The sequence below is a fragment of the Aliiroseovarius zhejiangensis genome, assembly GCF_014656375.1.
In the GTDB taxonomy this organism is placed as follows: Bacteria; Pseudomonadota; Alphaproteobacteria; order Rhodobacterales; family Rhodobacteraceae; genus Aliiroseovarius; species Aliiroseovarius zhejiangensis.
Genome location: NZ_BNCH01000005.1, coordinates 16,735 through 30,969 on the forward strand (window position 1 = coordinate 16,735; position 14,235 = coordinate 30,969).

Consider the following 14,235-nt stretch of genomic DNA (forward strand, 5'->3'; position numbering starts at 1 on the left):
TTGACCAAAGCAACCGAAAGAGAAAGCCTGGCTGCCCCCAGTCGCCCCGGTAAAAACCCTTTATGTTTGGGCATTTTTGCGGGTAAACAAACCTTGAACTGCGGCGCTGCCACGGTCGCGGACAGAAAAATCAAGGGGCAGGCAAATGACCGAGGAACAGAAGAAGAAGCTTGAACAAAAGCTATGGGATATCGCGAATGAACTGCGGGGTCGAATGGATGCCGACGAGTTCCGCGACTACATCCTCGGGTTCATTTTCTACAAATACCTGTCCGAACGCCTGCACATCTACGTCGATCAGGAGCTTCTCAAATCCGAAGGCCTTGCCTTCGCTTCGCTCGATGAAACCGACCCAGTCCACAAAGGCATTCTTGGGGCGGTGCAGGAAAACTGTATCGACAGCCTCGGCTACTATCTGCGTCCGCGCGAGCTGTTCTCGGAGGTCGCCACGCGCGGTGCGGAGCCCGGTAGCTTCATCCTTGCCGAGCTGTCCGACACGCTCAACAACATCCAGAAATCCACCATGGGCAACGAGTCCGAGGAGGATTTCGTCAACCTGTTCGAAGATCTCGACCTGAACTCCAGTAAGCTGGGCCGCAGCAACGAGGCGCGCAACACGCTGATCTCCAAGGTGCTGGCCCATCTGGACTCCATCGACTTCGAACTGACCAACTCGAATTCGGACGTTCTGGGCGATGCCTATGAATATTTGATCGGCAAATTCGCATCCGGCGCGGGCAAGAAAGCGGGCGAATTCTACACCCCGCAACAGGTCTCGACCGTGCTTGCCAAGATCGTGACCACCGGCAAGGCGCGCCTGCGGTCGGTCTATGACCCAACGTGTGGGTCGGCCTCGCTGTTGCTGCGCGTGGCCCGGGAACTGGGCTACAAGAAGTCCAACAAATCCGTGGGCGAGTTTGTCGGGCAGGAACTGAACCGCACCACCTACAACCTCGCGCGGATGAACATGATCCTGCATGGGGTGCATTACCTCGATTTCGATATCCAGCAAGAAGACACGCTGGAACATCCCCAGCATATGGGCCAGACATTCGAGGCCATCGTCGCCAACCCGCCGTTTTCGGCCAAATGGTCGGCCAACAAGATCTTCGAGAGCGACGACCGCTTCGCCGAATACGGTCGCCTCGCGCCCGCGTCCAAGGCCGATTTTGCCTTTGTCCAGCATATGCTTCATCATCTGGACGAAGACGGCACCATGGCCGTGATCCTGCCGCATGGGGTGCTGTTCCGGGGCGGGGCCGAAGGAGCGATCCGCGAATTCCTGATCCGTCGCAACTGGCTGGATGCGGTGATTGGCCTGCCAGAGAACATCTTCTATGGCACAGCCATTCCCACCTGCATTCTGGTGTTGAAGAAATGCAAGGAAACCGAGGACGTCCTGTTCGTCGATGCATCAACCTGTTTCCAGCGCGGGAAAAACCAAAACTGGCTTGGCGAAGACAACGTGAACCGCATCGTTGAGGCCTATCGGACCCGCGCCGAGGAAGAACGGTTTACGCATCGGGCGCTTTTGGCCGAGATCGAAGAAAACGATTTCAACCTCAACATCCCACGCTATGTCGACACCTTCGTGCCGGAACCGCCCGTCGATCTGGAGGAAGTGACGCGCCGCGTCGAACAGATCAACCTGAATATGCGCGACGTGGACGAAGAACTGCGAGGATTCTGCGCCGAGCTTGGTCTGGAAGCTCCGCTATGAGACCACTTGTGCCGGAACTTCGCTTCCCGGAGTTCAAGGGGCCATGGAAGCCTGCACGGGCGGGCGATGCCTTTCGCAAAAGCAAGGCGAAGGGCGAGGCCGGGCTGCCGATCTATTCCGTAACGCAGGACCGTGGCCTCGTCCGCCGCGATAGCCTTGAACGGCACATGGGCGCAGACGCGGCGGACGAAACCAACCTGCGCGCCCAGCCGGGCGATCTCGTCTACAACATGATGCGGATGTGGCAGGGTGCGGTCGGCATGGCGTCCGAGGAATGCATGGTTAGCCCGGCCTATGTCGTTCTGTCGCCCAAGAAAGGCGTGTCCTCGAAATTCTTCGACTACTGGTTTCAGAACCGGCACATGCTGCACCAGCTTTGGGCCTATTCGCACGGGCTGACCAGTGACCGCTTGCGCCTCTATTATCAGGACTTCGCCAAGATTCCGCTCGCTCTGCCGGATCAGCCCGAACAGGAAAAGATTGCGGCAGTACTCGACGCCACTTCCCGTAAGATCACCCTTCTGACCGACAAGAAAACCACGTTGGAGGACTATAAGCGCGGGTTGATGCAGCGGCTGTTTTCGCGCGAGCTGCGCTTTACCCGCGATGACGGTAGCCCTTTCCCGGATTGGGAGGAGCGGAAACTGGGCGAGTTTGTAACTGCATTTTCTGGCGGAACTCCAACTGTCGGCCGAGAGGCATACTATGGTGGAAAAATTCCATTCATAAAATCTGCCGAGATTAGCCGTGATACAACTTCGGAGTATCTATCTGAATTGGGGCTAAAAAAGTCTGCCGCACGACTAATCGAAAAGGGTGATCTACTTGTCGCTCTTTATGGCGCGAATGCTGGTGAAGTTGCTTTTTCGAAGCTTGATGGAGCAATAAACCAAGCGGTGCTCTGTGTTCGCTCGGAGCTTGATCTCAGCTTTTCATTTCACTTCCTTGGCTGGAAGAAGAACGCGCTTCGCGCCAGATACTTACAGGGAGGCCAAGGGAACTTTTCGGGTACGATTGTAAAAGCAATTTCAATGCCTTTCCCCCACCCCGACGAGCAGCACAAAATCGCCGCCGCCCTCTCTGCCCTCGACGCGAAAATCGACGCCCTGTCGCAAAAGATTTCTGAAATGGAGGCCTTCAAGAAAGGCCTTCTGCAAAAGCTATTCGTTTAAGGTTTGCCCCAGAGGTTGTCATGAATACCCAGTCCGAAGCCCAGCTCGAAACCGCCCTGATCCAGCGTCTGAACGATCTGGGCTGGGCCTCGGTCGCCATTCCCGACAATGCAGCGCTTGAGGCCAACCTGCGTGCGCAGCTTGAGGCGCATAACGGGCTGCAATTCTCGGACGGGGAATTCCGCACCATCCTGAACCATCTGGGCAAGGGCTCGACCTTTGAAAAGGCCAAGACTCTGCGCGACCGCATGGCGCTGCAACGCGACGATGGCACCACTGCCTATGTGCAGTTCTTCAATGGGCGCGAATGGTGCCGCAACCGTTATCAGGTGACGCATCAGATCACGCAGGAGGGGCATTACAAGACCCGCTATGACGTGACGCTTCTGGTGAACGGGCTGCCGCTGATCCAGATCGAGCTGAAGCGACGCGGGATCGAGTTGAAAGAGGCTTTCAACCAGATCAACCGCTATCACCGCCACAGCTTTGGCGCGGGCAATGCGCTGTTCCAATATGTGCAGCTTTTCGTGATCTCGAACGGGGTGAACACGAAGTATTACGCCAACAACCGGCATCAGGATTTCAAGCAGACGTTCTTCTGGGCTGATGAGGACAACACGCCGATCACACGGCTGGAGGCCTTTTCCGACGCCTTCCTTGAGAAGTGCTTCGTGTCCAAGATGATCGCGAAATACGTGGTCCTGCACGAAAGCGACCAGGTGCTGATGGTGCTGCGGCCCTATCAGTACTACGCCGTCGAACGGATCCTCGACCGCGTGATGAAGGGGCGCAAGAACGGCTATATCTGGCACACGACGGGTTCGGGCAAGACGCTGACCAGCTTCAAGGCCAGTCAGGTAATCGTCGAGAACCCGAAGGTCGCCAAGGTCGTTTTTGTCGTGGACAGGGCCGATCTGGATTACCAGACGACGAAGGAGTTCAACTATTTCTCGCCCGGCTCGGTCGACGGCACTGACAACACCACGGCGCTGGTGGATCAGATGGCCGATCCCGACACCAAGCTGGTCGTGACCACGATCCAGAAGCTGAACACGGCCATCACGCGGGAACGCCACGCTGCAGCGATGGAAGCGCTGAAGGATGAGCGGATCGTATTCGTGTTCGACGAATGCCACCGCAGCCAGTTCGGAGACACTCACAAGAATATCGTGGCGTTTTTCTCCAAGGCGCAGATGTTCGGGTTCACCGGCACGCCGATCCTGAAGGAAAACGCTATTGGAAAGCGGACGACCGCGAACCTGTTCGAGGAATGTCTGCACCGCTATGTAATCACGGACGCCATCCGAGATGAGAACGTGCTGCGCTTTTCGGTCGAGTATTGGGGCAAGCTGCGACGCAAGGACGGGACGTTCATCGGGGACGAAGAGGTTTCTGGTCTCGATCTGAAGGAGTTTTTCGAGAGCGACAAACGGATCGACGGTGTGATCGACTGGATCATCGAGAACCACGACCGTAAGACGCATAGCCGCGATTTCTCGGCCATCATGTGTGTCGGTTCCGTCGATGCGCTGACCAAGACCTACGAGGCATTTCAGCGCAAGAAGGCCGAGGGCAAGCATGACCTGAAGGTCGCCACGATCTTCACCTTCGCGGCCAACGAAGAAGATGAAGACGCGAATGGCCTGATCGGCGAACCGGATGTAACGGGCGGCCCCGTCAGTGCGGCCACCCAGCACAGCCGCGACAAGCTGGCTGGCTATGTGGCCGACTACAACGCCATGTTCGGCACCAACAACAGCGTGAGGGACGGAAAGGCCTTCTACGTCTATTACAAAGCTCTGGCGAAGCGCATGAAATGGCGCGACCGGAAGGATTTCATTGAAGGCCAGGGCATCGACATCCTGCTGGTGGTCAACATGTTCCTCACCGGCTTTGATGCCAAGACCTGCAACACGCTCTATGTCGACAAGAACCTGCGATATCATGGGCTGATTCAGGCATTTTCCCGCACGAACCGGATCCTCGGTCAGAAGAAATCCCAAGGCAATATTGTCTGCTTCCGCAACCTCAAGGCCAAGGTGGACGAGGCCATCGCTCTGTTCTCGAACAAGGATGCTGACGAGACGATCCTGATCGCGCCCTACCAAGAGTACGTTGACCGCCTCAACGAGGCGGTGATGGAATTGCTAAAGATTGCTCCGACGCCGTCGGCCGTGGACAAGCTGGTTTCAGAAGACGACATTCTCGCGTTCGTGCGCGCCTTCCGCGAGCTAATCCGAATCCGCAACGTGCTGACCAGCTTCACTGAATTCAGTGACGATGACCTCTCACTGGGCGCGCAGCGCTTCGAGGATTTCAAGAGCAAGTATCTGGATATCCATGACCGCATGAAATCGGATCGGGATGACGATCAGCGGGCCTCTATTCTCAATGAGGTCGACTTCGAGCTTGAGCTGATCCGGCGCGACAACATCAACGTCGCCTATATCCTGGCCCTGCTGGCCTCCGTCGTCGCGGAGCAACAGCAAGCCGAGGACGCGCTGGATACTGCGGGCAAGACCAAGACTATTCTCGATCTGCTCGGGTCAGAGCCCCGCCTGCGCAGCAAGCGCGAATTGATCGAAGAATTCATTACGGCCTATCTGCCGACAATGAAAAGCGCCGAAAAAACGAATGCGACGTTCGAAGAATTCTGGGCAGAGAAGCGCGAAGCGGCGTTCCAAACGATTTGCACAGAAGAGAAGCTGGATCGAAACGGTTTTAACGGATTGCTGGAAGCATATCAGTTCTCCGGCAAGCGCCCGCTGACCGATGAGGTGATTGCGATCATGACCGAAGCTCCCGGCATTCTTCAGCGCAAACCCTCGGCCGAGCGTGTCGTCACGCGGATGGTCGACTTGGTCGAAACCTTCGATGAGGGGATGGGTGATATTTAGGGCGTGGAGTATCTTAACTCGACCACAACGGGCGGAGACCGGAATTTCGCTGCACCTTGCACCGATGTCCGCTATGCGCGGGGAAGCTGGCATTGCAAAGCTTGGCGGCATGTCCGTGGTGGATCAGAAGCGACCAACTAAAAGCTACTGGATCACAGTGCCGCTTCAGCAAGCAAACATACTCGAAGCTTCGAGGGTTGAACAAGACTTCTGGTTAGAGCACCATTCTTTGGGAGATCCGATCAAATCAATTGTGGGTTTGACCTCAGAAACCAAGGCTCGGTAAAGATGAAGATTTTCATTTCGCACTCATCTAGAAACGCAGTTTATGGGCAGGCGTTAATAGACCTGCTGACTGGAGTGGGTGTCGCCCACGAGAGCATTGTGTTTACAAGCAACACCTCATACGGAATTCCAGTCGGCAACAATATTTTTGAATGGCTAAAGAATCAAATATCCGACCAACCATTCGTTATCTTCTTGCTGTCTGCCGATTATTATTCAAGCATTGCTTGCCTCAACGAGATGGGGGCGGCTTGGATCGTAGAAAACCAGCATGCGGCAATCTTTACGCCAGATTTCGACCTAAACGATGTAAGGTTCAGAGATGGAGCTTTAGATCCTCGCGAGATTGGCTTTTTCATCAATGATGAAGATCGAGTTACAGAATTCATTGAGGCTCTGCGCGCAAACTTTGAGATCACAACCAAACAAGTAGTGATAAATCAAAAGCGTCGAGAATTTCTTGAAAAAGTTGGTTCACCGAATCCCCAAGATGGCGTTGAAGCCGAGACGCGAGGGGAACAAGCCGCATCTGTGCAAAAGCCGAGTGAGAGTAGAGATTCGTCAAACACTGAACTCTACATACCAGACCCTTCGGCGGGTTTGAGTGATTTTGAGCATCAGTTCCTCATGGGGTTGGCGCGCGAAGATGCGGAACACTCAAGCAAGGTCTCAGAAACCTACCTTGCGACGCTCAGCTCCGAAGATCTCGATGCGATTGGCGAGTGGAAATCGTTTTGCGAGTTTTTCAAGCTGAGCTGGTCCGAGCATGGGAATTTGGCCAGCCTCGCCGCACTAATCAATGAGTACGGAGAAAACCCCCTAGTACGTCAACGCGTGGCGCAAGGCTATCTGCAATTCGAAGATTATAGTAGGGCTCGAGCACATTTTCGTGCAGCAATTAAGTGTACCGATGACCGTGACCGAAAGCTTGGATTCCTGGGAGAGCTTGCGAGGATCTCGCAGAAGCAAGGTAACAGAGAAGAGATGTCTGAGATTATCGCAGAGATGCGCGATCTTGTAGACAGTCCAGAAACTGAAGAGCTTCTGTTGGCCAACCTTGCAGATCTTTCTGATTGGTACCAAGACGATGTGCTAAAGGCTGCGATGTTGGAAAGAGAGCTTTCTATCGATCCAACTGATACATCAAAGCGGTTTGACCTAGCCTATCTCCATTCACAGACCGGCAATGAAGCTCTTTCTATGTTCCACTATGAAAAAATTCCTGCCAACCAGAGGAATGGAACGGTCTGGAACAACTTGGGGGTCGCATATCGACATTTCTCGTTGCGCGGGAAATCAATTGATGCATACCGGAAAGCTGCCAAAAAAGATGAAACACTTGCGATGAGCAACCTTTCATACGAATTCATGGGGTCAGGATTCTTTTCTGAAGCTGAGGAATTGCTCAAGGAAGCCCAGAAGCATTCGAACTACCACGACAACGTGGCGGCGGCGCTTGTCCGGTTGAGGGAACTTCCGGAAGAGGAAACTAAAGACCACAAAGACAAGTTGAAAGGGGTTAGTTCGAAGAGTGACTTCCTTAGCCATGTGGGAGAATATCTTTGGCAGCCCGCGCCCGGCGATGTTCTTAAGACACTGATTGACCCAGACTGTGAATTGGATCTCAGGATAGAAGGTGGGAGCTTCGTCGCAACAGGAACATTTCAGAAACGCGAACCCTCGCTTGTCAATGCACTGGCCGGCACGTCCAGTCCGCCCACGACTAAGACCTACATTGTCGAGTACCGAGGGCGGTTCGTTGGAAGTGTCGCAATAGGTGAGCGTACAAAAAAGAACAAGCACAGTCAGTCCGCGGCTTCTACGCTTCTCGGCCTTGCTGCAAGTACGCAAAAATTCATCATAGTCATACCCGAGGGCGCGAAAAAACTTCGCGGTCAGTTAGGCAACGATTTGTTAGATTTTGAGTTGGGTGACTACGAAATCAAGTGACCGCTTCGGGCTTGGAGCGGTCATTAGACACATTTCGCACCAACGACCGCTTAGGGCCGAGTGCGTTTGTCAGCTCGCCCCTTCCCTTAGGGCTGAAAACATCAACATGACATAACCTCCAGCAGCGATAGACGAGCCATCAGACGCCCTATGATCGCTTCGCGAGCGCGGGCGCGGGCGGGAGACCGTGTGACGCCGGGTTCATGCAGATAGAGAATATCTCGGATCCAAACCGGGTTCTGGGCGCTTGTCGCGATAGGTAGCATAACGGCCCAATCGGTTGCCAGATCGACATAGTCGTTGTCCAGCTTCAGAAATTCGTCGGGCACCGCATCGAACAACGCTTTGCGAAAACAGCGCAGATGTTGCCACACATTCCCGCCTCGCGCTGACGCCAGGTCATGGAACTGCACCGGGTAGGACGCAACCTTGTCGGTTCGCAGCATCGAGCCGACCATCAGATCGGCCCCCGCCCGACAGGCGCGGTCGAGCCGATCAAGAACCCCTTCGCCGATGAGATGGTCGTCGGAATCGAGCGTGATGATCATCTGGTCGCCGTTGGCGCAGATGTCGCGGACGGCATGGACCAAGCCCGCCAGACTGCCGCCCCGCCGCCGCCGCCGCAAGAAGCTCACCCGCTCACATTGGGGCGCGAGAATCTGCGCAATCTCGTCGCCGATCCAAGGCTCGGAAGCATCATCGACCACGATTGCCCCCCAATCATCGCGGGACTGGCGCAGCACCGACTCCCAGCACCGGCGAAACCGTTCGGGCATCACGTTGCGGCCGCAGAGCACGAAGACAAACCGTTCCGTCCGCTCGGGCAGACGCCAGTCCTCGGGGTCGCCCGTCCATTCGACTTGGCCTTTTTGCACCGAAGGCACCTTCCCGCGCGCGACCGCGATACGGCACGCCTCCCAATCGACGAGTGCGCCCTTGCGGCTATTGGGCGGATGGATGCAAAACGCACCGCCACCGCCACGCAGGGAATGCGCTGCGCCAGACGCCACCGCGCGATCGAGCGCACGATGCCAAGACAATTGTGGCGCACCGGCGTCTTCGGAGTTTGGCAGCGGCAACAGGCGGCGCATGCGCGCCATATCGACCAAACCAAGGCGGCTTTCGACCCGCCAAGGCTTCCCCTGACCGGCTGCCGACCATGTGGCGGGCGCTGCGCGGGCAATGGGAAAGCTGGCGGAGACGGCAACGGGATCGGCATCAAGGGCGGCCTCCATTTGAGCCAGCGTATCCCGCCCCCCACTGTCCGGACCGATCATCATGTCGAGATCGGCGTGAAGAACACGCGCGGCGTCGCATGCCTCAAAGCCGGTAAGCAAGGCCGCATGAGCTGCCCCGCCAGCACTATGGGTTGCTGCGAGATCAAGCCCGAACAAGCGCCGGTTCAACGCGCGTAGCGCTTCTGGATCTTCGGGTGTCTCCACAATCCGATCAATTTCACCCGTTGCCAGCAGCTGTTCGGCAGAGGCGCGAAGTGCGGCCAGATCCCCCTCCGTGTGAGCCCGCACAAAACCAGATTGGCGCGTATCAAGTGCCAGCACCGTCTCGCGCGGCATTGTCCCGATTGCGAGGGCGTCGTTAAAATCATGCACATGGGCCGATAGGGCCTCCGCATCCATGGCGCAGGCCTTGATAAGCAAGGCGGTTTGCGACACCGGCACGATGTCCAGTTCCCAAACAAGCCGATCGGCAGCCGGTTCGAAACGCTCCATTTCAATGGCCTTGCGTTCATGGCGCGCGATAAGGCGTAGCCCTGCACGCCCCAAACGCCTACGCAGATGGCGTTCGCTCAAACCTTGTACCCGCTTTGCCTCACGGCTGAGCTCACTGCTCGTTTGCGGTCCCGCAAAGCGCAGGCGACGCGCATAGGCGGGGTGAGAAAGCTCCAGCAAAATCCGCCCCCGCAGCGCGGTGACACTGCGCAGATCCTCAAGCAGGCGGTCGAAGGCGGCGATATCTGTGAGATTTGGGTCCGCACGCCAAACCGTCAGGTCAAATGGGGCGGCAGCGAGGGTAGCCGTGGAAAGCCCGTTGGTCGGATGTGGTTCGTGGACATGCAGATGAGAACCCGAGCTGGACCCCGCGATCTCGTCAAAGCCTTCGTCCCCTCCGAACATGATAAGGCGTTCTGGGTGCAATGCCCGCGCACGAGCCCAGAGCGGATCATCGGCTTGGCACAGTCCAAGGCGCATCCGGACAGCTTGAATTAAGGCCTCATGCCCTGCAAGTTCGGGGAGATCATCGGCGGTGAGCGAGCGGCGCATCAACGCCGGCAGATCCTCGCGCCAGAACCAGCGCCAGCATAACCAGGCCCTACGGCACATTTGCAAGAAATCCAGCCCCTGCGCGCGCGGATCATCGACAAAGACCAGATCCGCACCAAAGTCGATCAGCCGCACCGTCTGGCCGATCACACGCAGGTTCTTTGGATGCAGGTTTCGAAAGGCAAGCCCCACGCGGTGCAGATCGGCGAGCAATTCGACAAGCCCCGGCCCATGGCCGCCGGACCACGGTTGGGAAATCTCATAGGGCAGTTCCAACAACCAGCCCGCATAGGTCTGGCGCAATGACAACGGCGCTTTGAGCGCCGCGCCAGCATCCCCTTGCGCGATCAATCGCTGGAGCACCGGCACGGCACCTTCGGCTTTCTCTGCGCTCCAACGATCAAAGAGCTTCCAGATGCGTGTGCCATCGGTGGCCACCACTCCTTCGTCGCCCTGCCCAAGGACTGTCAGCGCGTTTGTTGCCCCGATCGCCGCACGAACGGCCTCTGTAGCAACCATCGCGCGCTGCTCCGCATGAATGTCGGACTTCGCCATGTTCCTCCGCCTGCCAGCCCGCCCTCCGCGGGACAAGACCACGACAGACCGCAAACCACAATCCGGCAATTGCAATGATCAACTGCACACTCAATGACACCCGACGAGGCGGGGCGGCAATTTGCATGACGGCTCAAGTGCGAGGTTGGAGTCTATCGTGTTCTTTGATTAAAGCTCTGCAATAGAAACCACTTATCGTATTTAATTCGTCATGCGTAAACTGGCCGTCGTTATTCCAACCTCCCTTCGCCGCCCCAAACTGCTTCAACGCGCATTGGATCACGTCGCGCGTCAAAGTCGCGCCGCTGATCTGGTCGTGATCGCATGTGATGCGCAAGATCAAGACGCTCTCGCCGTTGATTTTGCGGGGGCATGGCCGGATTTTGATGGGGCACTTCGCCTTATCGCAAACCCCGATGCGCAGGGGCTGAGCAATACGCTCAACGCCGCCTTTCGTTCTTTGGAAGCAGATCTGTGCAGTGACGCGATCATCGCACTCCTCGATGACGATGATTACTGGTCCCCGAATTACCTCGCAGCCGTTGAGGCGCAATTTGACGCAGGCGCGGATTTTGTCGCGTCCCCCTACCGATATGCGAATGAGGACCATCCGCAGCGTCCAGTGCGACAGCCCCCCGAGGTGATCACGCCGGACCAGTTTCTTATCGGCAACCCCGGTATTTCGAACTCTACAATGGCGATCTCCTTTGGCGTGCTGCGCCAGATCGGCGGCTGGAATGCTGCGCTGTCGTCTTGCACCGATCGCGATGCCTGTCTCAGGCTGTGCAGGGCCGGTGCGCGTTACCGTGTGGCCTTGGGCGCGACCGCCTTCATTGATCGTACACACCAAAGCCCGCGCTTGACCGACCGCGGTTGCGCGGCCAAGTTTGACGGCCTAGAGGTGTTTTTCGATCAGTGGCGAGAGGCAATGTCGCCAGAGGTGCTGAGGGCTTCACGTGCGCGTGCCTTCGCGCTTTTCGACTACGACCCAGGGCTGACACAAGAGACAAACAAAGAACCGCTCGTGATTGCGACGATGTCGGTCAATCCCGCACTGCTGGAGAGGTTGCTTGCATCACTCGATCGCCATGCGACAGCGCGCTTTGACGTGACGGTCATTGCCTTGCGCAACAACCCTGATGCGGACTGGTCCTTGTCGCAAGCGCATGGCCTCAAGATCCGCTATTTCAGCCCGTCCGAAGCCCGCGGGATCCTGAAGATTGCCGAGGCGCGCAATTTTCTGCAAGACCGCGTCCGCGCCTATGTCGAAAGCCGCATCGCACCGCCCCCGGTCTGGTTTTTGGACGACGATTTTACCGTCGATGATCTCGCCATCACCAAACTCGCTCAGGCAGTTTGCAATCCTAACCGCGATGCAGATGCCATTTTGGGGCAATATGTCGGTGACAGCCCCAATGCCGCGCTCAGCGGCCTTTTGTTCGAATTACAGGATTTGAAGGCGAATTTGGACCGGCTGGACGGATTACCTGACCATGCCCCCCTGTCCGACCGGCGGGCCGAAAACCGCGCGTGGATGGCGGAGTTCGCTGACACATATCACTATGCGCTGAGCCTCGAGGGACGCCCTGACCGGATCGCTTGGGCGGAACCCCGCGCCGGAGTGGAGAGTGTTCAACAGGTCCGCGCATGGCTTTTGGGTAAGCTCGACGGCCTCAAGCAAGGCAAGAGCTTGTTTCGAGACCTGCGCGGTTTTGGCGACCCGAGCACTCTGGAATTGGGCCCGCCTAGCCTGCATCGCGGCGGCACCATTGTCATCTTTAACCCCGCAATGCTGTCCGTGCCGTTCCCGATCATCGACGGGCCGGACGGTTCGGTTCGGCGCTCTGACATGATGTGGGCGCTTTTGGCGACGCGGCAGTTCGGCTTCAAAATTCGCCGCAGCAATCTCGAAACGCTCCATCGCCGCATGCAGGGGACCAGCCCTGAACTCGGCCTTCGCAAGACATTGGACGAGTTGATCGGTAGTTGCGTTTTTAACAGTCTGCGACAGTGCTTCGGCGCCGAGGACGCGCCGGATTTTGCCGCCTCCCTTCACGCGCGCGCTTCGGCCATAATCCTGCGGCTTGCGCAGTATTTCCAAGAGATCGACAAAGCCTTGGCCGCTCTCGACAGCCTTGATATCCGTGAGGTCTCACAGCTGACACAAAGCCTGCGCGGGATTTTGGACGACAGCTTCAGAACAGAACTCATGAAAGGGCTCGAGACCTTGGCACAGCCCGAAACAGCGTCCCGCATCGCATCCCAGTTCGACGCCCATACCCAACAAAGCGCCGCCTTGGAACCCAGCTGCCATCTGATCCGCCCCCGCTCGCGCATGACCCTGACGAGCCATTTTGGCGACACGATCCAACTGCTTCTGCTTGGCGATCTTGCCAGCGCAGAGAGACCTTTAATCCGTCTGCATTCCTCCTGCCAGTTCTCCGAAGTGTTCGGCGCGACCGATTGTGATTGCGCCGAACAATTGGATGCGGCCCTCAGCGAAATCGAGGCAAGGGGCTGCGGCGCGGTCCTTTATCTGATGCAGGAAGGGCGTGGGCACGGCTTGCGAGACAAGATCCGGATCGTCGACCGGATGCACGCGGCGCAGGAAACCACCTATGAGGCCTGCGATGCCCTTGGGCTTGCGCATGACATCCGCTGCTTTGATGACGCAGCCACGCTTTTGCGCGAACTGGGGGTCACACGGCTTTGCCTGCTTGGCAACAATCCGTCGAAGGCCAGCGCCTTGCGCGAGCATGGTTTCGATGTTAGCGAGAAACGGCTGCGCGGCACTGTCTCGTTCGAGAATTTCGACTACCTCTCCTCGAAGACGGCGCAGGGCCATCGCGACCTTCTTCTAAGGTCAGATGGCCTAGCCTTGGAGGGCATCGACGCAACAAACCCCGTGATTATAGACAGCACGCGCGGGGCCTTTGGTGAATTGTCGAATTTCGCGCCTTATCCGATTTATGCAGAGGGGCTGATTTGGCGCAGCACCGAGCATCTCTATCAAGCATGTAAATTCTCCATGGCCGTGCTGCGCGAGCGTATTCGCCGTGCCTCTACGCCCGCAGATGCCAAAGCGATTGCCCATTCGCATCGTGACCAGATGGTGCCGGATTGGGACGGCAGGCGCCTGAGCGTGATGCATTCGACCGTCAAGCTAAAGCTGCGACAGCATCCCGAGGTGCTGGAAAGCCTGCTGTCGACCGGTCATCGCGAAATCATCGAGCGGTCGAAAACCGACACTTACTGGGGCAAGCTGGCCAATGGGTGCGGTGAAAATTCCTTTGGCAAAATCCTAATGCTCTTGCGCCGTGAAATGGGACCGGACACGCCCGTGCAGGACACACAGCTTATGGAAAGCGTCTAGC

At 57.1% G+C, this 14,235-nt stretch carries 7 protein-coding genes and 1 pseudogene; 7 read left to right on the forward strand and 1 reads right to left on the reverse strand.

The annotated features are described in order from the left end of the window. The 5 genes from IE188_RS11700 (at position 1) to IE188_RS11720 (ending at position 8,024) form a co-directional block, all read left to right on the forward strand. A complete protein-coding gene (locus tag IE188_RS11700) occupies positions 1-174 on the forward strand; it encodes a hypothetical protein (protein WP_191286690.1) in 174 nt (57 codons plus the stop codon). After that, positions 146-1,720 (forward strand): type I restriction-modification system subunit M, encoded by a 1,575-nt coding sequence (locus IE188_RS11705; RefSeq protein ID WP_191286691.1) that lies wholly within the window; start codon positions 146-148, stop codon positions 1,718-1,720. The genes IE188_RS11700 and IE188_RS11705 overlap by 29 nt, the downstream gene beginning before the upstream one ends. Before the next feature lie 8 nt (positions 1,721-1,728). Next, positions 1,729-2,892 (forward strand): restriction endonuclease subunit S, encoded by a 1,164-nt coding sequence (locus IE188_RS11710; protein ID WP_191286692.1) that lies wholly within the window; start codon positions 1,729-1,731, stop codon positions 2,890-2,892. 20 nt (positions 2,893-2,912) lie between these two features. Next, positions 2,913-5,789: a type I restriction endonuclease subunit R gene (locus IE188_RS11715; RefSeq protein ID WP_191286693.1), complete on the forward strand. Its 2,877-nt coding sequence runs from the start codon at positions 2,913-2,915 to the stop codon at positions 5,787-5,789. 288 nt (positions 5,790-6,077) lie between these two features. Beyond that, positions 6,078-8,024, forward strand: a complete 1,947-nt coding sequence (locus IE188_RS11720) for a toll/interleukin-1 receptor domain-containing protein (RefSeq protein WP_191286694.1) — start codon at positions 6,078-6,080, stop codon at positions 8,022-8,024. 101 nt (positions 8,025-8,125) lie between these two features. Here the strand turns inward: IE188_RS11720 and IE188_RS11725 are convergent, their stop codons facing one another. After that, complete coding sequence (locus tag IE188_RS11725) at positions 8,126-10,861, reverse strand: glycosyltransferase (protein ID WP_191286695.1); 2,736 nt, start codon at positions 10,859-10,861, stop codon at positions 8,126-8,128. Positions 10,862-11,072: 211 nt separating this feature from the next. Between IE188_RS11725 and IE188_RS16895 the strand changes: the two are divergent. Both IE188_RS16895 and IE188_RS11730 read left to right on the forward strand, forming a co-directional pair. Next, positions 11,073-11,627: pseudogene (locus IE188_RS16895) on the forward strand (glycosyltransferase family 2 protein); the annotation flags it as partial. 534 nt (positions 11,628-12,161) lie between these two features. Then, positions 12,162-14,234 (forward strand): NADAR domain-containing protein, encoded by a 2,073-nt coding sequence (locus tag IE188_RS11730; protein WP_229836769.1) that lies wholly within the window; start codon positions 12,162-12,164, stop codon positions 14,232-14,234. Position 14,235 lies beyond the last annotated feature (1 nt).

Excerpts from the sequence above, each read along its gene's own strand:
- IE188_RS11705 (WP_191286691.1), top strand. The coding sequence starts at position 146 with ATGACCGAGGAACAGAAGAAGAAGCTTGAACAAAAGCTATGGGATATC.
- IE188_RS11715 (WP_191286693.1), top strand. The coding sequence starts at position 2,913 with ATGAATACCCAGTCCGAAGCCCAGCTCGAAACCGCCCTGATCCAGCGT.
- IE188_RS11720 (WP_191286694.1), top strand. The coding sequence starts at position 6,078 with ATGAAGATTTTCATTTCGCACTCATCTAGAAACGCAGTTTATGGGCAG.
- IE188_RS11725 (WP_191286695.1), bottom strand. The coding sequence starts at position 10,861 with ATGGCGAAGTCCGACATTCATGCGGAGCAGCGCGCGATGGTTGCTACA.